Source organism: Candidatus Micrarchaeota archaeon (assembly GCA_028866575.1).
Taxonomy (GTDB): Archaea; Micrarchaeota; Micrarchaeia; order Micrarchaeales; family Micrarchaeaceae; genus UBA12276.
Genome location: JAGWHU010000001.1, coordinates 23033 through 42652 on the forward strand (window position 1 = coordinate 23033; position 19620 = coordinate 42652).

The 19620-nt window shown below is 50.4% G+C and carries 21 protein-coding genes and 1 pseudogene; 12 read left to right on the plus strand and 10 right to left on the minus strand.

All coding sequences use genetic code 11. The annotated features are described in order from the left end of the window. Positions 1-62: 62 nt before the first annotated feature. Positions 63-1226: a glycosyltransferase family 4 protein gene (locus tag KGI06_00155; GenBank protein MDE1870640.1), complete on the plus strand. Its 1164-nt coding sequence runs from the start codon at positions 63-65 to the stop codon at positions 1224-1226. Positions 1227-1255: 29 nt separating this feature from the next. Here the strand turns inward: KGI06_00155 and KGI06_00160 are convergent, their stop codons facing one another. Continuing rightward, entirely contained in the window at positions 1256-1618 is a 363-nt protein-coding gene (locus tag KGI06_00160; protein ID MDE1870641.1) for a DNA-binding protein, read from the minus strand. Positions 1619-1771: 153 nt separating this feature from the next. Between KGI06_00160 and KGI06_00165 the strand changes: the two genes are divergently transcribed. Further along, entirely contained in the window at positions 1772-2590 is an 819-nt protein-coding gene (locus KGI06_00165; GenBank protein MDE1870642.1) for a P-loop NTPase, read from the plus strand. Positions 2591-2597: 7 nt separating this feature from the next. Here the strand turns inward: KGI06_00165 and KGI06_00170 are convergent, their stop codons facing one another. Further along, complete coding sequence (locus KGI06_00170; GenBank protein ID MDE1870643.1) at positions 2598-3173, minus strand: hypothetical protein; 576 nt, start codon at positions 3171-3173, stop codon at positions 2598-2600. Positions 3174-3357: 184 nt separating this feature from the next. Between KGI06_00170 and KGI06_00175 the strand changes: the two genes are divergently transcribed. From KGI06_00175 to KGI06_00200, 6 genes and pseudogenes are all read left to right on the plus strand, one after another. Further along, the gene (locus KGI06_00175; GenBank protein MDE1870644.1) at positions 3358-5019 is read left to right on the plus strand and encodes a TCP-1/cpn60 chaperonin family protein; all 1662 of its coding nucleotides are present in this window, start codon (positions 3358-3360) and stop codon (positions 5017-5019) included. A 34-nt stretch (positions 5020-5053) separates the two neighbouring features. Beyond that, positions 5054-5629: an AAA family ATPase gene (locus tag KGI06_00180; GenBank protein ID MDE1870645.1), complete on the plus strand. Its 576-nt coding sequence runs from the start codon at positions 5054-5056 to the stop codon at positions 5627-5629. After that, complete coding sequence (locus tag KGI06_00185) at positions 5630-6151, plus strand: DUF106 domain-containing protein (protein ID MDE1870646.1); 522 nt, start codon at positions 5630-5632, stop codon at positions 6149-6151. It begins immediately after the preceding gene. A 40-nt stretch (positions 6152-6191) separates the two neighbouring features. Continuing rightward, the gene (gene rpl34e, locus KGI06_00190) at positions 6192-6518 is read left to right on the plus strand and encodes a 50S ribosomal protein L34e (protein ID MDE1870647.1); all 327 of its coding nucleotides are present in this window, start codon (positions 6192-6194) and stop codon (positions 6516-6518) included. Positions 6519-6536: 18 nt separating this feature from the next. Beyond that, positions 6537-7064 carry a cytidylate kinase family protein gene (locus KGI06_00195; GenBank protein ID MDE1870648.1) on the plus strand — a complete coding sequence of 176 codons (528 nt, stop codon included), beginning with the start codon at positions 6537-6539 and terminating at the stop codon, positions 7062-7064. A 4-nt stretch (positions 7065-7068) separates the two neighbouring features. Next, positions 7069-7248: pseudogene (locus KGI06_00200) on the plus strand (50S ribosomal protein L14e). A gap of 75 nt (positions 7249-7323) precedes the next feature. Here the strand turns inward: KGI06_00200 and KGI06_00205 are convergent. Then, entirely contained in the window at positions 7324-8526 is a 1203-nt protein-coding gene (locus KGI06_00205; protein MDE1870649.1) for a metallophosphoesterase family protein, read from the minus strand. A gap of 131 nt (positions 8527-8657) precedes the next feature. On the opposite strand from KGI06_00205, the gene KGI06_00210 reads away from it, so the two are divergent. After that, a complete protein-coding gene (locus KGI06_00210) occupies positions 8658-9671 on the plus strand; it encodes a slipin family protein (GenBank protein MDE1870650.1) in 1014 nt (337 codons plus the stop codon). A 6-nt stretch (positions 9672-9677) separates the two neighbouring features. Here KGI06_00210 and KGI06_00215 read toward each other — a convergent pair whose 3' ends face one another. Genes KGI06_00215 through KGI06_00240 form a run of 6 tightly spaced genes read right to left on the minus strand, consistent with a single transcriptional unit; the run spans position 9678 to position 13380 of the window. After that, entirely contained in the window at positions 9678-10685 is a 1008-nt protein-coding gene (locus KGI06_00215; protein MDE1870651.1) for a DHH family phosphoesterase, read from the minus strand. Between the two features lies 1 nt (position 10686). Next, positions 10687-11031, minus strand: coding sequence for a prefoldin subunit (locus tag KGI06_00220; GenBank protein ID MDE1870652.1), 345 nt, complete (start codon positions 11029-11031; stop codon positions 10687-10689). 8 nt (positions 11032-11039) lie between these two features. Next, positions 11040-12137, minus strand: a complete 1098-nt coding sequence (locus KGI06_00225; protein ID MDE1870653.1) for an NADH-quinone oxidoreductase subunit D — start codon at positions 12135-12137, stop codon at positions 11040-11042. A 3-nt stretch (positions 12138-12140) separates the two neighbouring features. Then, positions 12141-12512 carry an NADH-quinone oxidoreductase subunit C gene (locus KGI06_00230; GenBank protein MDE1870654.1) on the minus strand — a complete coding sequence of 124 codons (372 nt, stop codon included), beginning with the start codon at positions 12510-12512 and terminating at the stop codon, positions 12141-12143. After that, a complete protein-coding gene (nuoB, locus tag KGI06_00235; protein MDE1870655.1) occupies positions 12448-13038 on the minus strand; it encodes an NADH-quinone oxidoreductase subunit NuoB in 591 nt (196 codons plus the stop codon). The genes KGI06_00230 and nuoB overlap by 65 nt, the downstream gene beginning before the upstream one ends. Positions 13039-13083: 45 nt before the next feature. Beyond that, positions 13084-13380 carry an NADH-quinone oxidoreductase subunit A gene (locus KGI06_00240; protein ID MDE1870656.1) on the minus strand — a complete coding sequence of 99 codons (297 nt, stop codon included), beginning with the start codon at positions 13378-13380 and terminating at the stop codon, positions 13084-13086. A gap of 121 nt (positions 13381-13501) precedes the next feature. Here KGI06_00240 and KGI06_00245 point away from each other — a divergent pair, with 121 nt between their 5' ends. The 3 genes from KGI06_00245 to KGI06_00255 are packed head-to-tail and all read left to right on the plus strand — an operon-like array spanning position 13502 to position 19057. Then, positions 13502-14287, plus strand: a complete 786-nt coding sequence (locus tag KGI06_00245) for a hypothetical protein (GenBank protein ID MDE1870657.1) — start codon at positions 13502-13504, stop codon at positions 14285-14287. After that, positions 14274-16280, plus strand: a complete 2007-nt coding sequence (locus KGI06_00250) for a hypothetical protein (GenBank protein MDE1870658.1) — start codon at positions 14274-14276, stop codon at positions 16278-16280. Before KGI06_00245 ends, KGI06_00250 begins: the two co-directional genes overlap by 14 nt. 20 nt (positions 16281-16300) lie before the next feature. Continuing rightward, positions 16301-19057 (plus strand): DEAD/DEAH box helicase, encoded by a 2757-nt coding sequence (locus KGI06_00255; protein MDE1870659.1) that lies wholly within the window; start codon positions 16301-16303, stop codon positions 19055-19057. Between the two features lie 3 nt (positions 19058-19060). Here the strand turns inward: KGI06_00255 and KGI06_00260 are convergent, their stop codons facing one another. After that, a complete protein-coding gene (locus KGI06_00260) occupies positions 19061-19564 on the minus strand; it encodes a tRNA (cytidine(56)-2'-O)-methyltransferase (protein ID MDE1870660.1) in 504 nt (167 codons plus the stop codon). Between the last annotated feature and the right edge of the window lie 56 nt (positions 19565-19620).

Sequence of the window (19620 nt, forward strand, 5' to 3'; positions counted from 1 at the left end):
AATACTATATTTCATCCCTTATGCATTTGCTTTTGGATAAGGTTGCTTATCGGTGATTATTCTTGGATATATGCGTTCTCAATCCGTTCTTTTACCCTTACAAGGGAGGTACTGAAAAGGTACTGCTTGAGGTATACAGGAGGCTCGCCAAAAGGCACAACATAACTGTAATAACTTCTGCACCGTTGGATAACAACAGGCATTCGGTGGAGGAGGTCTTTGGGATAAGGGTGGTTCGCTTGAGGACTTTCCAGGAGCATGTGCCGATATTCCCCATGCCTTTCCTCTTTTTTGACGGCCTCAAAAGGGCGCTGGAACGGGAGAGGGGCGACATATACCACATAAACAATAGGTACCAGTTCTTTGAAGACAGCGTAAAGGTGATAAAGGGAATGGACAGGAAGATAGCCCTTACGATACACAACGCGCTCCCGAAGAACATAGACCCGCTGACCGACGAGCTCGGTGAATTTTACGACAGGATCTGGGGAAGGAAGCTGATGCACGCCGCTGACATAATAACAGGGGTTTCGACCAGCACAATAAACACCACGATACCAAGGTCGGAGCGGCACAAGACGCACCTTGTCTTCAACGGGGTCGATTACAGGAGGTTCAGAAGGCTTGGCAAGCGCAATGAAAGTGTTGCAAGGATATCGAAAAGGATGGGATTTGGCGCGGATAGCACGAATATACTCTGCAATGGAAGGCTGGTAACGCAAAAGGGCCAGAAGTACCTTTTGCACGCGTTTGCCGAATTGGTGACCAGGGACCACGAAGACCTGAACATGCTCATCATCGGGAAGGGCCCTTTGAGGAGGCAGCTCTACAGCATGGCAAAGAAAATGGGTGTCGAAAGAAGGTTCAGGATAACATATGGAATAGATGACGACAATTTGCCCTACTACTATAACGCATGCGACATATTCTCGCTTCCCTCGCTGTACGAGCCTGCCGGGCTTGCGCTTCTGGAGGCGCTATCGTGCGAATTGCCTTCAGTCATATCAAGAATAGGAGGCATGCCGGAGATCGCAGGAAATTGCGGTATATACGCGAAACCAGGAGATCATCGTAGCATCAAAAAGATGGTAAAATACGTGCTGGAAAACGGTGATGATGCCTCAAAATTGGCAAGCAAGGGAAGGAAGCGCATCATAAAGTACCACGACTGGGACAATATATCCAAGCAGTATGAGGGACTTTTCCTTGGTTGCCTTAGGAGATAAAGCCAAAAAAAGAAGCAATCCCGAATGATTTATTCTTCGGGCTCGTCCATTTCCTCCTCCGACTCGCTGTATTCGGACTCCTCCGAGCCGCCGCCGGATCCCTTCTCGACTACGGTTATCTTGCCGAACTTGCCTGAAGCAAGCTGCGGCGTGCCCCTGAACTCGTTCACGTACCCATTGGTAACTTCTATCGTGTCCCCTACGTCCACGGTGCTTATATCATTGCCCCATAATGACATTGCTATAGAGCCGGTGTCGTCCTGAAGCGTTATGTTTGCAACGCTGAGCCTCTTGCCATACTTTGTCACTACCTCCCTGGGGGAGTCCTTCTGTGTTACCTTTGCCTGAATAGTAACATTGCTGGCACCGACTTTCAAATCACTTATCTTCATTTTCTCGCCTTACAAATAGATTTTTCACTACAGGTTATTTTATGATTAGAAAGCTATTTAACACTATTTCTTTTTGGCGGGAGCTATTTTTCAGCATAATTACCAATGAAAATGAAATGTAATATAAATTTGAAACAACAATGGTATGAGCATATGGAAGAAACAGGCAATGCAGAAAGGCCCGTTGGGATGCACCCGTCCTTCGTAGGGGTAATAAGGCAAAAGGAGAGGCTGAAGGAGAAGCTTTCCAACATATCCCACAAGATAGGAGTCTATAGCGCCAAGGGGGGCGTAGGCAAGACCACGGTTGCCGTAAACATAGCGTATACGCTTGCCGAGATGGGCTTCAGGGTGGGACTCCTGGATGCTGATATAGACACGCCGAACGTGGCCCTTTTCGTGGGCTCGGAGGACAAGTTCGACACCTCCAAGATGCCGCTCAAGCCTGTTGAGAAATATGGAGTAAAGATAGCGTCGACATCCATGCTGGCCACAAATCCAGAAAGGCCCATAATATGGAGGGGACCGATGATGGTCAAGATGCTTGGCGAATTCTTCGAGAATACAGACTGGGGTAACCTCGACTACCTGATATTGGACCTTCCCCCTGGGTCAAGCGACACCCCATTGACAATAATGCAGGTCCTGGATCTTGACGGCTTCGTCATAGTGACTACCCCGCAAAGGATAGCTTCGATAAATTCGATAAGATCTGGCATTATGGCGAAGAAGCTCAACATCGCGATATTGGGCGTTGTGGAGAACATGTCAGACGGCAGCGAAAGCAAGAGCACAAGGGACGTGATCAGCGCCCTTGATACCGGGCTTCTCGGGGTCGTAAAACTTGATGGCAGGTTCAATTCCTACAGCGATACCGGGAAGGTTCCAGTTCTCGAGGACGATGAGATATACAAGACGTTCGAGGGAATAGTGATAAAACTTCCCGGAAGCTTTGATGGGAAAGGGCCGTAGCAGTATGTTATTTCCTTAGTATTTTCTGCGCCGGCTTTTTGCAGTATGCGTACAGCTTACCGTTGGTGTATGCGGCAACGCCGTAGCCCATGCAGGTGGCCTCAAAGCGCTCGTTTATGCCCCTTTCCCTGCTTTTCCTGTCCTTGAAGTCATGGTCGCCCACCAGTATTAGCCCTGCCTTCAAGGTCGTTGCAGCTATAAGGTCAGTGATCACGTCCTTGCTTGCGCCGCTTACGGAAGTCCTGACAGTGTATGAAACGATGCCCATGGCCCTGTCGAACGAATCCACTATTCGCAGATCCGCTGCAGCCCCCCTCAGCGCCACTGCCGTTGATACCCATGAAACGCCCCTTACTTCTGCCGCGGAGCGCGCCGCGGTCCTCGCCTTCTCTACGGTATCTTCCTGGAAAATAACCCATTTTTGGCTTGGCTTGTCCGCGGGGTTTGGCCTAAGGAAGCTTATATGGCCTATGCTTGAGACAAAATCCCTGAATTCATCGAAGCTTTTTTGAGGCAGCTTCCTCTTGAGCAGGTCCATCATATCTGCGTCTGGTCTATTGCTTTCGTTGTACTTTTCAGCCATTTTACCACATTTTTGATTATGCATCCAATATATTTATACCAGTGCGGTGCCGCTTTATCGGAGCAATATATATAAATGTTTAACCCCAATAATTATTGTATAAGATAAGGCTGTGCGCATCTTGCCGGCTATTTTTGAAGTTTTCTTGTTATCTGATAATGCTTACACTCAATAGGTGAAATTTATGGCAGAAAATAATCTAGGCGGACAACAGGTTCTATTGCTTCCCGACGGAGCCACAAGGCTCATAGGCAGGGACGCGCAGAGGACGAACATTGCGGTAGCTGTGGCCGTTGCAGGCGCAGTAAAGACCACGCTTGGCCCAAAGGGGATGGACAAGATGATGGTGAGCGACCTCGGGGACGTGGTGATAACGAATGACGGCGCAACGATACTTGAGGAAATGAACGTGGAGCACCCCGTTGCGAAGATAATGGTTAACATAGCAAAGACGCAGGACAAGGAGGTAGGCGACGGGACAACCAGCGTGGTAATACTTGCAGGAGAGCTACTGAAAGGCGCAGGGGACCTTCTTGAGCAGGGTATACATCCCACTACGATAATACGCGGATACAAGATGGCCGCAAGCAAGGCAAACGACCTGCTTTTGAGCCGCGCCAGGAGCGTGGATCTGAACGACGACAAGACGTTGGAGAAGATAGCCATGGTATCCATGGGCTCGAAAAACGTAGGGGACGAAAATACGAAATTGGTGCTCGGGAAGATGATAATAAAGGCGGTAAGGCAGGTAATGGAGAAGAATGCCGAGGGCAAGGTCGTCATAGACCACGACTTCATAAAGGTCGAGAAAAAGGCAGGCGGAAGCATAGCTGACACGCAGTTCATAAACGGGGTCCTGATAGACAAGGAGATAGCCCATCCCGGGATGCCCAAGTCCATGAAGAACGCCAAGATAGCCATACTGGACATAGCGCTTGAAATAGAGAAGACGGAAACGGATGCAAGAATAGAGATAACATCGCCAGACCAGATGCAGGCGTTCCTGCAGCAGGAGGAAAGGACGCTGAAGGAAATGGTTGAGAAGATATCGAAGAGCGGGGCCACTGTGGTTTTCACGCAGAAGGGGATAGACGACGTGGCGCAGCACTTCCTTGCAAAGGCTGGGATTATAGCGGTCAGGCGCGTCAAGAAGAGCGACATGGAGAAGCTCGGAAGGGCGACCCAGGCTAAGATAGTCACAAGCCTTGACGATCTAGGCTCCGAGGACCTTGGCTATGCAGGGATAGTGGAGGAGAGGAAGATAAGCGGGGAGCAGATGGTGTTCGTTGAGAAGTGCAAGGACCCGAAGAGCGTTACGATATTCATAAGGGGAGGCAGCGAGCACGTGGTAGACGAGGCAGAGCGATCGATAACGGACGTGATAGGCGCTGTGTCAAGCGTGATAGAGGACGGCAAATACGTGATAGGCGGCGGAAGCATAGAGATAGACCTGGCCAACGGGCTCAGGTCATATTCCGGCGATGTAGGAGGGCGCGAGCAGCTCGCTATACAGAAGTTTGCCGATGCACTCGAAGCGATACCAAAGACGCTGTCCGAAAGCGCAGGAATGGACGCGATAGACACGCTCGTGCAATTGAGGAGCAAGCACAAGTCAAAGGAAGGCAGCGTATACGGAGTGGACATATTCCGGAATACCGTAGGGGACATGAGCAGGAACGGCGTCTACGAGCCCCTGAAGATAAAGAGCCAGGCGATTGACAGCGCCAGCGAGGCCGCAGAGATAATCCTAAGGATAGATGACATGATAAGCTCAAAGGGCAAGGCCAGAGGAGGAGGAATGGGAGGCCCCGGAGGGATGGGCGGCATGGGAGGGGAGATGGACTGATTCCCTCTAAACAATTTGAATGAGTTAGTCTTTCATGGCAAATAAGATAGTCTTCGTTTGCGGTTCCCCTGGTGCGGGAAAGAGCACCATAGTAAATTCCATTGCAAAGGACAGGAAATACAAGGTCCTGAACATGGGAACCCTCATGATGGACATTGCATTGAGCAAAAAATACGTGAAGGACAGGGACGAGCTGCGTTTCATGAGCAGGGAAAGGGTAAACGAGCTCCAGATCTTAACGTTTCAAAGGATATCCAAAATGAACGGCAACATAATACTTGACACGCATGCGACTGTCGAGGAGAACGGCAGGTACCTTCCGGGATTTGCGGTAAGCCACATAAACCACCTCAAGAGGCTAGTGGGGTTCGTATACATAGATTCCCTTACAAGCGACATAGCTAAAAGGAGGAAGTCGGACAGGACCCGCAGGAGGGAAAACGAGAGGCTTGATTTCATAGACGTGCAGAGGGAGATAAACCTTTCCATACTTTCGACCTGCTCCACATACTTCGACATGCCGCTTTACGTGGTTTTCAACGAGCAGGGCAAGCTCAGGGAGAGCATAAAGCAGACAAAATCCCATCTTAAAGATATTTTCGGTGCTTAAATGGGCCTTATACCTTCAATACCTTCACTCCCCACAAATGTCGAGATAATAATAATAGTAATGGCATTGGCGTATACAGGAATATCAATCGCCGCGCAGAGGCTTCTCAGCAACCCGAAGAGGATGAGGGAGATCCAATCCAAGGTGCAGGCGCTGCAGAAGGAATTGAACAGCATGATGAAAAGCAATGCGCCGCAGGAGGAGCTGATGAAGAAGCAGAGGGAGATAATGCCGCTTCTCGGCGAGCAGATGAAGAGCAGCATGAAGCCCATGATTGTAATTTTCCCGCTGCTTATACTCACGTACTATGTCGTAATACCGCACATGCCGCTCCTTTCCAAGTATGTTTCTGCCTCGAAGAGCCTGTTCTTCATACTCGTGTTCATAATAGGCATCATAACCGCGATAGTTATATTCATCTACGACAGGAAGATGCTGAAGGAGGAGAGGGAGTTCAGGAAGGACGAGAAGATCATAGACCAGAAATATTCTGGTAATAACGGCCCGCAGAACAATCAATAAACCTTTCAATGCTAATATAGTTGTTTAACAAGGTGTGATTATGCCAAAACCAATGCACAGATCAAGAAGTTTCAAGAGATCTGACAGGATAACGCTCAAGGGAAGGCACGTTGTGCATTTCAAGAGGGCAAAGAACGAGTTCCCGCACTGCGCAATATGCAGGGTCGAGCTCAACGGGATAAGCATAAATTCAAAGAAGGGAGGGAGGTCAAGGAGGACAAACAGCAGGCTGTTCGGGGGCGTACTCTGCGCAAACTGCACGGCTGACGTTGTTAAGCTCGGCAGCAGGGTTGAGCAGGGCGAGATGAAGCTTGACGACATAAGCATAAGGCAGCGTGCATACGTGCTGCAGCTTGTAGCGCACTAGGCCCTTAGGGGCGTACCAATGCCTAGGCTAATAATAACCATATCTGGCCTTACTGGATCAGGCAAAACCACGCTGGGCAGGAAGATAGGAAAGATGCTCGGTATAAGGCACATATGGAAGACGCACAAGGCGTTTTCGGGCAAGGCCAAGGTTGTGGAGTTCACCAGGAAGGCTTCTGTGGGCTTTGAAAGGTCGTTTGACAGGAATATAGTTGGCGAGGCCGGAAAGCAGGATTGCGTGGTGACAACATGGCTAGGCCCGTGGCTGATAAAGGAAGCCAGTGTCAGGGTGTGGCTCTATGCAGATATTGGCTCGCGAATAAGGAGGAAGGCTGATGAATTGAAGGTTTCTGCAGTCATGGCAAGGAAATACGTAGAGGAAAAGGACAAGCTTAATAAGGTGCGTTTTAAAAAGATTTACGGCATAGACATCGATGATCATGGCGGCTTTGACCTGCTTATCAACACGTCAAGGCTGTCCCCGGGGCAGTGCGCCAACATGGTAATATTTCTCACCCAGGAGAAGATGAAGAAAAAATTCGCGTGATACAATGGCATTATTGGAGCAGGGAAGAGTCTGCATAAAGAAATACGGAAGGGACGCAGGAAGCAGGGCGGTGATAACAAAGGTTCTGGACGGCGGTTTTGTCAACGTAATAACTGCTGTAAGGCACAAGGAGAGGAGATGCAACGCAAGGCACCTGGAATTCCTCAACGAGAAGATAGACGTCAGTGACACAGCACAGGTAAACAAGACGCTCGGAATAAAACCAAAGGAAGAGCCAAGGGCAAGGAAGGCGAAGTAGCTATTCGTTTCCGTTCAGGAACTCCATAGCCTCCTTCAGCACCTTTTCCTTCTTGGAGTCGTTGCTAAGTATGCCGAAGAGCTGCTCGTGGTCAATTTTTTCGTCGAATTTCTGCTCCTTGAGCTTTTCGGAAAGCATCTTCATCCCCAGATCCTTAACGGGAATGCTCCCTATCTTGTTGTCCCTAAGCTCCTCTATGCTGGACTGCAGCTCTGGATTCAACAGCTTTGAGTTGTCTATCTCTATTACCGCTTTTTGGGAATACTTCATGAGTATTGACTGTAATGGCATGTCGGTGCTCCCGAAACCGGATTCTATGGTGCCGCGTAGCTTCAGCCTTATTATCGGTTTAGTCTCATGCCTGTCCAGGATCTCGTCGATCTTGCCCTCGCACCTTTCCTTGACGTCCTTGGGCCTTGCCATATCGAAATCAAGTTCTACCGATACGAAAGGCCTTGATTTTATCTTTACGAATTCGTACCTATAGGTTGAGGTATCAAACAGTATGAACCCCTTGCCGTTCTGCTCGCCGTCCTTGAGCTGCGTCAGGACCGTGCTTCCAGGTATTAGGAGCTTCTTGCCGTGCACGTCTGCTTCAACCATGTTGTGTATGTGCCCGTCAACGTACAGGTCAAACCCTTTCGGCAGATCGTCATAATGAATGAAATCCTCGCTGAAAGGAAGCAGTTCATACGTTGACTGGTGGAACATGAATATGTTGAATGCGCCGCTTACCGGCCTTGGTTTGAGCTCCTTGAGCGACTCCATAACCATTTCCTCGGACAGGCCACCCAACCCGAATATCGCGACCTTTTCGCCGCCTTTGCCCACTATCGTAGTCGCCTCGCTGGTATCTACAACGAGCCCTGCAAGTCCCAAAAGGCTGAACGGGTTTTCCTTTCCGAACGCCGTCCTTTCGTGGGTTCCGGATATTCCGATTACAGGCACATCCGTGTGAAGATTGCTTCCTGTGAAGCCTATAACTTTCGCATCCCATTTCTTTTGCGATAGTTCCCTGAAGATGTTTATCGCCTGGGCTATTACTTCTGGCTTCGGGGAGCGTTTGTCGAAGATGTCACCAGGCATTATTATCAGGTCTGCAAGCTCGCTTGCCTTTTCAAGGGCCTCCTTAGCCTGTACGTATGCATCCTCGGCGAAGCGCTCGTACCCTATGTGCATATCTGACACTATTGCAACTTTCATTTCCCCACGCAAGAACTTGATGCATATATTACCCACTTGTACTATAAATAAGTTTATGGGCAAGGATGACGATACCTTGGCTAAGCCGCAGGCTGGGAAACAAATAAATATATCGGCTGCGTTTTATCCTCATGGCAGTAACTGCGAGGCCGATTGCAGGCGATAAGCCCAGAGGGAGCGGAGCCATAGGCGACATTTATCCGGAGAGGCAGTTCGGCGGGCTTGGGGCTTCGTATAACGGCGCTGCTGCAATCATTGCAGACCTAATCATTATAATCGTGTTCGTACTTGCGGGATTGTATTTTGGAAGCGTCGTTGGCGCACTCATAGCGCTCCTTGTGGGCATCATATTCGTGTCGATAGTTTCAGTGAGAATAATAAAGGAATGGAACAGGGTAGCCGTTCTCAGGCTGGGCAAGTTCGTGGGCATAATAGGGCCAGGCGTCTTCCTGATTATGCCCTTCATAGAGTCAACCCCGATAACCGTTGACACGAGGGTAATAAGCACCACGTTTACAGCAGAGAAGACGCTTACAAAGGACAACGTTCCCGTGGATGTCGATGCGATACTTTTCTGGAGGGTGCATGACCCGCAGAACGCGATACTCAATGTGCAGAACTATACCGATGCCGTTCTGCTTGCGTCGCAGACCGCGCTCAGGGACATCATAGGAAAAAGCGAGCTTTCCGACATGCTTGCTGGAAGGGACATAATCGGGAAGGACATACAGGAGCTCATAGAGGAAAGGATACAGAACTGGGGCACAGACGCGATATCGGTGGAGATAAGGGACGTGAAGATACCTGATGAGCTGCAAAACGCCATGGCAAGGGTCGCCACGTCTGACAGGGAGAAGCAGGCCAGGGTCATACTTGCGGAGAGCGAATCTCTTGCAGCGGACAAGATGATAGAGGCAGCGGCAAAATACGAAAGGGATCCTTATGCGATGCAGCTCAGGGCGCTGAACGTGATGTACGAGATAAGCACCAGCGGCAAGAACCTCATAGTGTTCATACCTACGGAGAACAAGGGATTCAGCATGCCCACGCCGATAGGCATAATGGGCCTTGAGGAGGCGATGAAAAGGACGCAGCAGGGCCAAGAAAAGAAAGACAAGGGCAAGAAGCAGGAGCAGGGCGCATGAGCGGCATTAATCTGCTGCATTTCCCTTTCCGGATGTCTTTTCCCTTATTTCCTCAATGAACCTTTCCATTAGCAATTGTGCGCCATCCCTGTTTGAGCCGTATGCCCCGGCAGCGCATGGGTGCCCGCCGCCCTGGCCGTTCACCAACGGGGCAAGGGACTTCATGATCCTTCCGAGGTTTATCCCGTATTCCCTGTCAAGCGTAGGCCTCAGCCTTGCAGAAAACGATATTTCAGCGTTGTTTGACGTGTAGAACAGCGCCACGTCAGCACCTATCTTTATTGCATCGTCTGCTATCTTATTTGCATGCACATGGGCGCTTCCGTACAGCATTAGAACCGACTTGCTCCTGATTATCTTGGAGCTGAACAGGTCTGTTATGAACCCCTCCCTGTTATGCACAGGGGCTATGTGCTGCATGTCGAGGAGTAGCGATTGGTAGTCCATGCCTCCATTCTGCAACAGCTCGCCGAGCTGCACGAACGTGTTCGGGAATGCGTTTCTTAGCTCCGCGGAATCGGATATTATCCCTGCCGCAATGAGCCTCGATGTATTTTCGTTTGCCTTGAAGCCCAATGATTTCATAATTTCGTATACGATGCTTGCGGTTGAGTTATATGACTCGTCGTTGAACACGTACACGTTGTCCTGATCCATCGGGTTGGGTGTATGGTGATCGATTATTATTATCCTGCCCCTGAAGCCCTCCAGTTCCTTCCTGAACGCGCCGCAGTCCGCAAAATTGTTTACGTCAAGGAGCACAACCGCATCCGCATTCCTGTCGAATTCTGTTTTGACTGATTGATCATCGAACCCGAATCTCTTGAGTATGCGCCGTGAATTGCCTGTTATGAAATCAGGAGTAGCTATGGCGGCATTTTTAAGGATGCTGCGGATTGCGAATGAAGACGACACTGAATCGGTGTCGCCTATTGAGTGGAAAGTTACGAGCACTTTCTTACCGGAGATTTCGTTTATTGCATGCTTGAGCGACTCGAAATCTAGCTCTTTCATTTCAATCCTGCTGCTTAAAATCCTTGAGGGCTGTTGTTATGTCGCTTCTCAAGGACTGCTCCTTCTTTGAGGCCTCGTCGAACTGCTTTTCCACTATAGTGAGCCTCATCGCGTTGGAGTCCTGCTTTTCCTTGAGGCTCTTGATTGCAGTGTCCTTGTCAACGTCAACCATTATTCCGCCTATGGCGAGAAATATCTTCCCCTTTGCCTTCTCCGCCTCTTCCACCGCCTGCTTGAGCTCCTCCTTCTGCCCTTTGAACTGCTCCTTCTGCATTGCAAGCGCCTGGAGCTGCTCCTGCAGTTGCTGGTAGTCCCTTGTCAGTTTTTCCAGTTGGTCCCTTTCCATATGATCACTCACTTGTCCACTTCCCCCAATACCACATCAAGGCTTCCCAGTATTGAGAATATGTCAGCGAACTTTACCTTTTCCGTTAATACGTTTAATACTGCGAGGTTTATAAATGTGGGGGACCTCAGCGATATCCTGTAGGGCCTTTGCTTGTCTGGTATCATGTATATCACACCTTCACCCCTTGGAAGCTCCCTGCTTACAAGAACCGGGTCTGGCTTTGCGCTTGGGCCTATGAGCTTTATGGGCATACCCTTTACGTCGCCATCCTCGGGCATGATCTCTAGCAGCTTGCGTATTATCCTTATGCTCTGGATCATTTCCTCGTACCTAACCTTGTACCTGTCGAAGTTGTCGCCCTGCCTTCCTGTTGGAACCCTGAACTTCACCTTGTCATAAACATAATACGGGCTTGATTTCCTTGCGTCATCCATTACCCCAGAAGCCCTGAGCACGGGCCCGCTGACCCCGTAGTTTATTGCATCCGCCTTGCTTAGCCTTCCTATGCCCTTGGTCCTTTCCATGAATACAGGATTGCCCTCAAGCACGTCGGGATATTCCAATATCTTCCCTTCGAGGTAATCTGCTAGGGAGTGCGACCTTTCCCGAAAATCCGGAGGAAGCTCCTGGTTGAGCCCGCCCAGCCTGAGGTTGACGTAGAACATCCTGCCTCCCGAGACATCCTCAAGAAGGCGCAGCACCTTCGCTCTTTCCCTGAAGGCCCAGCAGAAAACCGTAAGCAGCTGGCCCATGTCGTTGCACAATGTTCCGAGCCAAAGCAGATGGCTCGCTATCCTTTGGAACTCAAGCAGTATGGCCCTTGCATATTGCGCCCTTTCCTTTACCTCTATGCCTATCGCCTTCTCAACCGCGGATACGTATAGGTCGTCCCAGCTGAGCGGCGCTATGTAATCCAGCTTCTCGGTATATGAAGGGTTCTGCATGTACATCCTGGTTTCCATCAGCTTCTCCACGCCCCTGTGCAGGAATCCGATGTGGGGCTCTACCCTTTGCACGGTATCTCCGTCGACATCAACTATCAGCCTGAGCACCCCGTGCGTGCTTGGATGTATCGGCCCCACGTTTATCCTCATTATAGCCATGTCCTACAGCCTCTTGTAATTCGGGTTGCCCCAAATGAACCCCTTCCTGAGCGGGGGCTCTGAGCCGTTCCATTTCTCCAGCAAAAGCCTCTTGGATTTCCTTCCGGTGATCTTTATCCCGAACATCTCCGCCATTTCACGCTCGTACCAGTCGGCGGCCTTGTATATACCAATTACGGATTCTATCGACGGGTCTTTCGGATCTAGCTTCACCTTGACTATTTCGGTCTTGCCGCTTGAGGTGCCGTACAGTATGTACACTGCCTCGATATGGCTGACATAGTCGACAGCCGTTATCTTCTTCAGGTAGTCAAATCCTCCTGTTTTCAGTTTTCCTAACGTTTTCGCTAATGCTTCTCTCTGAATTTCCTGCAATCTTTCCACCTATTTTTTCCTGCAGCTTCATGAGCGCCGCAAAAAGGTTCTCCGGTTTAGGAGGGCATCCTGCAACATACACGTCGACAGGCAATACCTGGTCTATGCCCTGTATTATGTTGTAGCTCTCCCACCATGGCCCTCCAGACGTTGCACATTCCCCATAGGCTATTACGTAGTTTGGCTTTGACATCTGCTCGTACAGCCGCTTGACCCTGGGAACCATAGCTTTTGTCACCCATCCGGCAACCACCATTACGTCGCACTGCCTGGGCGTGCTCCTGAACAGCAGGTATCCCTTCCTTTCGGCATCTATCCTTGAGGCTCCGAAGTCCATTAGCTCTATCGCACAGCAGGCAAGACCGAACTGCATGGGCCATACGGACTTCTCGTTGCCCCATTTTATGAAGGGCTTAGCTGTTGCCTTTGACATGTCGCTGAGCTTGGCAAATACGGCGTTTGTGGGTATCTTGTACTTCTTTGACGATTCCTCGAGTATCTTGTTCATTTCCTGCTCTGCATTCATGAATTCCTCTTTCGTGTAAGGCGCTTCCTTGTTTGGGTCGTCCATTCAACCACTTGCGATCCTGTATCCCACGAGGGCCAGTGCCGTTGAAAGCACACCAAGCACCATCATGGCCATCCCGGCAGCGAATCCGGAGCTTCCTGCAACGAGTGACCATAGTAGCAGCGCCACCATTATCACCTCGAAGGGCAGGAATATCATGAAATGCGGGAGGTACTCGTTGTCTATGTCCCTGCTGCTGCCAATGGTCTCCTCTCCGCTCTCGTACGGCGCGTTCTTCACAGGGTTTCCCTTCCTTCCTCTGCCTATCAGCTTAAAGGTGAGTATGAAAGACGCAGGCATAAAAGCAGCAAATGCAACGAATACCACCAGTGCAAAGTAATTATACAACATCCGCGTACCCCTAGATATTATAAATTTCATCTATAAAACCTTTATGTTGCTTCCTGGCAGGTGAATTTGAGTGGTTTGCTTCGTTTATTCCAAGGACGTCACATCATCAAACATAGCCAGCTCGCTGAAGGCAGAGTTGGGCCTTGAGGAAGCAGAAAGTTTCCATGGAATGAGGAGTTTCGTGGCCGACAGGATAAGGATGATAGAGATAAGTGACGCGCTCGTGCATGCGGAGTCGCTTGACGGCATACTTGACGACACGGCGATATTCCTGAGCAGGCATAGCAGCAGCATGGGCATAGCCTCGTTTACAGTACATGCGGAGGGAAACTGGTCATCTGAGAATCCGCTTGGCGGAAGGCCAAAATCCCTGAGCGTTTCATCGCCAGTGGGCATGATTAAGGTGCTTGGTGCCATAGGCAGGATGAACATTTCTGGCATGGGCACCACGTATGAGGCCACGCATCACGGCCCGTATCTTGATAATCCGTCGTTTTTTGTCGAGCTGGGGGGAAACGAGGACATGATGAAAAGCGTGGCGCATGCCAAGCTCATCGCTTCTGCGATAGCAGTTTCGCTGGATGAAGAGCCAGAGTACGACAAAATAGCGGTAGGGATAGGGGGCATGCACTACCCTGAAAAATTCACAAGACTCGCGCTTGAGGGCAAATATGCATTCTCTCACATAATGCCCAAATACCACATAGCGTGCATCGACATGCTCGGCAGCGCGTTTGAGAGGAGTGACATCGGTGCCGAAATTGCAGTAATAGAATGGAAAAGCATAAAAGCGGTTGGAAGAGAAATGATAGTTAGAGAACTTAATCGGTTAGGTATAGATTATGCGAAAGTATAATCTCTTTAATTACGCGACCTTTGCAGTTTTTGCAGCGCTGATGCTGGTAAATGTAGCGTCAGCGCAGTACTGGTTCCAGAGCGGAGCAAGGGGCTCGGGAGGCGCGGTTTTAAACAGCGGCGCGGCGATTTCCATACAGACGGTTTACCAGAATGCCACTAACGGATCCCTGGGTTTCTGGGTGGGGGAGGACCTGTCAAACGGGGCATTCATACAGGTAGGCTATGAGATAACAAATGCTACAGGATACTATTCTTCCTCGTGCATGAATTCGACGAAGAGCGTTTACCTGCATGCCGGCGTTCCCACCTGGTTCTGGGAATATTTCGGCCCTGGAAGCACTAACGACTCCTTCTGCGGCGGGATAGGACCAAATGGATCCGCTGGGCCCGGGGGCTCATTCAACGAGTATTCATTCAGGTCTTCGGGCAACGTATGGAATGCGTATTTCAACGACCAGCTGATAGGGACAATAAATCTCGGTACTGACAATTCCGGACACAATTCGCCGTCGGCTTTTGCAGAATATGCAGATACCAACACCAACAAATGGCCGCTTAAAAACGTCACGTTCAGGGACCTGCTGTATTACATAGGGAACAGCTCCAGGCTTGTCCCTGAAGGCTATGCATCCATAGGGTACGGGGTTTCGAGCCTTACCGCGCTGACCAATCCGTACAGCGTCGCAGAGGTGAAAAACTACTCGAACTATTTCGTCGTAGGCTCAAACGTCCAGCGCGTCAAGAACTCCGCCGTATTGTGGAAGACTGGATACTCCGTAGCTGTGTATTCCGCCTATGGTAACATAACAGGAGCAGGAAACTACATAGCATATTCCCAGGTGCCGCTGTATGCGCCTCCAACAGTGAACGTAAGCAGCGGAGTAAGGGAGGTTTTCAACGGATGGACAGGCACCGGATTCAGCTCGTATACGGGCATACAGGAGAAGGTCTACATAACGCTTTACGACAACGTCACCGAAACTGCAAAATGGACGAGGCAGTACTACCTCAACGCGACTTCGCAGTACGGCAGGCTTTCCGGAAACGGGTGGTACGATGCAAACAGCACAGCCTACCTGTCGTTGAATTCAAACATCATAATGATAGGCCAGGGCTCGCGTGCGGTATTTGAAGGATGGAGCAACAACGTCTCTTCGGGCAGGACAAGCATATATCTTGACAGGCCAAGAGAGGTGCATGCGGTATGGATGATACAATACTACCTCAACGCGACTTCGCAGTACGGCAATGCCATCGGGAGCGGGTGGTACGATGCAAACAGCACAGCGACTGTATCCTTGCAAAAGAGCTTTGAGCCGATAAACCAGACGGAGAGGCTTGCATTCAAAAACTGGAGCAACGGGGCGAAGTCCAACACCACGAAAGTAGTAGTCTCCTCGCCGATGAGGCTTTCCGCGGTTTTTGAAAGGCAGTACCTAGTGGGCCTTGTTCCGGAGGACTCTAGCGGCAACGCCCTTAGCAACGTGAGTTATTACAATGTCAGCGGCCAGCAAAGCAGCTCCAACAGCATATTCGCATTTCCGGGCTCGCCGTACAACATAGAATACATATACTACAAGGGAGCAATAGTGACGGCAAACCACAAATTCAGCATAGATTCCCCGTCGATAGTGACGTTCAAGGTGCCGGTATACGACATAATTGTAAATACGCAGAGCATATTCAGGACTCCGGTAAATGCAAGCATGAATATAACCTTTAAGAACAATACAAGCATAAATACGTATTCAGGGAATTCCGGCAGCAGGGTCTTCAACGACGTGCCGTATGGATATGCAACAGGATATGCAGAGTATTTCGGGGTGCGGCAGAGCATCAATCTGGAATACGGGGTTGACTCATACCTTACTTTCTTAACGGCATCGCTTATTGAATTCATATTTGCTGGCGTCGTGCTCATAGTTGCGATTGCAAAAGCGGCATCGTATTATGAAAACAGGCGCTCCGCCGGGCGCAGCAGGGGCAGGTAAACACACATTTGGTGCCGGCAATGGTGGACTTGTATTCGTCGTTTTTAGAAAAGCATTCCGATTTCACAGAGATACAGAAGCTTTCGATGGGCATTATCGAGGGCGGAAGCAACTGCCTGATAGTGGCGCCCACCGGCGCAGGCAAGACAGAGGCTGCAGTGCTGCCATTGCTAAGGGCTTTGGCAGGAAGGGGATTGCCGCCTATAAATGTACTTTACATCACGCCGTTGAGGGCCCTGAACAGGGACATGCTGGGAAGGCTGGAGGAGCTTTGCAAGATTGCAGGCATAACCATAGGCGTCAGGCACGGCGACACTACGCAAAAGGAAAGGAGCAGGCAGGCAAGATTGGCGCCTTCGCTGCTCATAACTACGCCGGAAACGCTCCAGAGCATATTGCCCACGAAATACATGGGCGCCTACCTCAGGAACCTGAAGGTTGTTGTCATAGACGAGCTGCATGAGCTGTACCACAACAAGAGGGGGGCGCAGCTTTCGGTTGCGCTTGAGAGGCTGGAGGAGCTTTCGCCGAACTTCCAGAGGATAGGGATCAGCGCGACAATAGGGGACACGCAAACGGCAAAAAGCTTCCTCTGCGGCGATAGAAACTGCAAGATAGCAAAAGTAGGTTCGGTAAGGGACGTCAGGCTGTCTGTAGAGATGCCGCAAAATCCTGGCAAAGGATCGGAAGAGATGAGGGACAGGTTCGGCCTTGACGGTCCCTCGATGGCGCGCCTGGAGAGGATATCGGAGCTTGTCAGGCATTCAAGGTCCGCGCTGATATTTGCGAACACAAGGCAGATAGTTGAAAGCGTAGGGAGCAGGCTGCTTTACCTTAACGGAATAAACCCGTTCGGCGGAATGGGCATACACCACAGCTCGCTGGACAAGGCGGAACGCATAGAGATAGAGAACAGCTTCAAGAACGGAAACATAAGGGGCATAATGTCGACCAGCTCGCTGGAGCTTGGAATAGACATAGGCAGCATAGACCTCGTCATACAGTACGGATCGCCGAGGCAGGCGCTCAGGCTTGCGCAGAGGGTGGGAAGGAGCGGGCACACGCATAAGGGAACCGCAAGGGGCGTTGTCATAGCAACCAATCCCATGGAAGCGCTCGAGACCTTTGCTATATTCAGGATATTGAAGGAGGGTGAATTCGAGAGGTTCAGGCCGCAGCTGGGTGCGCTCGATGTCCTTGCTAACCAGATATGCGGGATAGCACTGGACAAGGGGAAAATAGAGCTGGAAGCTCTGCTTAGGATAATCAGGAGGTCCTTCATTTACCGCGATGCGGATTCTGCATTGCTGGCGAGGCTCGCAGGGTTCATGCTGAAGCTGAGGTTGATAGGATTCGACGGGAAGTTCATAACTTCAGGGAGCAGGACAAGGATGTATTATTACAGCCACTTGAGCACCATACCTGATTCCAAAAGGTTCATTGTGAAGAACGTAATGGAGAACCGCACGATATCATCCCTTGACGAGAGGTTCGTTGCCAACAACGTTGACGAAGGCAGCATATTCATAACCAAGGGCCTGCCGTGGCGCGTTATCAGCATAGACGGAGGCGTGATAAGCGTTGAGCCGAGCACGGACCTGGAGGCTGCGGTCCCGGATTGGACCGGGGAGGATATACCGGTAAGCGGGAAAACCGTTGAAAACGTGTTCGGTTTCTTCGGAAGCAAGCGTATGGATCAGGGGGCAGAGTTGGATCAAGGCACTTACACGGCCATGAAGAGGCTCGTGGAGAGCCAGAGGCAGCACTTCATACCATCCAAATCTGAGCTTGCGATAGAAAGGCTGGACGACCACTGCATAATATACACCGGACTGGGCACGCAGGCAAACGAGGCCCTGTCAAGGCTTCTTGCCCACCTTGTCAGCCTGAAGCTCGGCGCCAGCATAAACGTGAAGTCCTCACCTTATATGATCATGCTTGATGTGAATAGGGACTTCGACATCGCTGGCATTTTGAAAAGCATGGGACCAGATGCCGCGGAGAATGCATTGAGGGAGGCGCTTTCAGATACAGAGCTTTTCAGGTACAGGTTCATAACAGTTGCAAAGCTCTTCGGGATAATCGACAGGGATGCAACCGTGTCCAGATCCGTTGCAAGGAAGGTCATGCGGGTGATGCAGGGCACCCCGATGTACGATGAGACTTTCAGGGAGCTCATGGAGAACTACTTTGACATAGGTGCATTGAGGGAATTCTTCGGGATGCTAGATAAGGGATTGATTGACGTAAAGCAGTATGACCTTGGATCTGCCTCTCCGCTGACAAGGCTGATATTGAACTCTGCTTATTACACCAAGGAGCTCATAACGCCTTTAACGCCGAACAGCGCGCTTGTCGAATCGTTTGCGCGTTTTATAATGCAGAAGAGCGCGAAGCTCCTGTGCACATACTGCGGCTTCACCTTCTCCAGGAAGCTTTCGGAGATAAAGGATTCCGGAAGGATATCGTGCCCGGGCTGCGGGAGCCCGATGATAACATTTTACGAGGATTCGTATGCAGGTGTCATACGCAAGCGGATTGGATCGAAGCGCCTGAATGCCAAAGAGAAATCCGTGCTCAAGGAAATGCTGCAGTATTCAAGCCTGATTGAGGCATACGGGCCTAAGGCTGTGATAGCGTTATCGGTCTATGGGGTAGGACCGAGGAGCGCTGCCAGGATCCTCATGATGCTGAGGAGGGAGGAGAAGACCTTCTTCCTGGACCTGATAGAGGCGCAGAAGAGCTTCATAAGGACGAAGAAATACTGGTCAGTGTGAATTCTACCTGCTGCTTACTTCCTTTACCTCCACGTCGTGCTCCTTTGGGATAACCTTGTACTTCGCGTTCTCGAAATGCATCGCCAGCTCCCTACCGTTGTAGAATTCATGCAGGAATATTGCTATGGCTGCAGAGCTGCAGTGCGGCTGGGATGATACGCTTATGTTGAAATCTGCGAGCTTGTGCACCTGCTTCGCCTTGTCGTTGTCCTTGAGCGTAACTATGAGGAGTATGTTCCTGTATGTCTTTAGGGAGTATTTTTTCTCGTGAAGTGGAACCCCGTACCTCGTGAGATAAACCTTGATGTACTTGGATGACGGCGCCAGCAGCTCCCTGTGGCTTTTGGCGAAGTTCACCCTGAACCTCCCGCCCCAGTTTTTGTTTAGTTTGGAGACGTATCCGAGGATCTTCCTGTCTGCAATGCCCACAAAAGTTATTTCAGACGCTCCCAGAGCCCTGGACGTCAGGCACAGGTCAAGGCTCGAAGCGTATGTGCTTTTACCCATGGCTAGTACGCTTATCGTAAATTGCACCCGATATTTACCGTTGTCAAACTTAATAA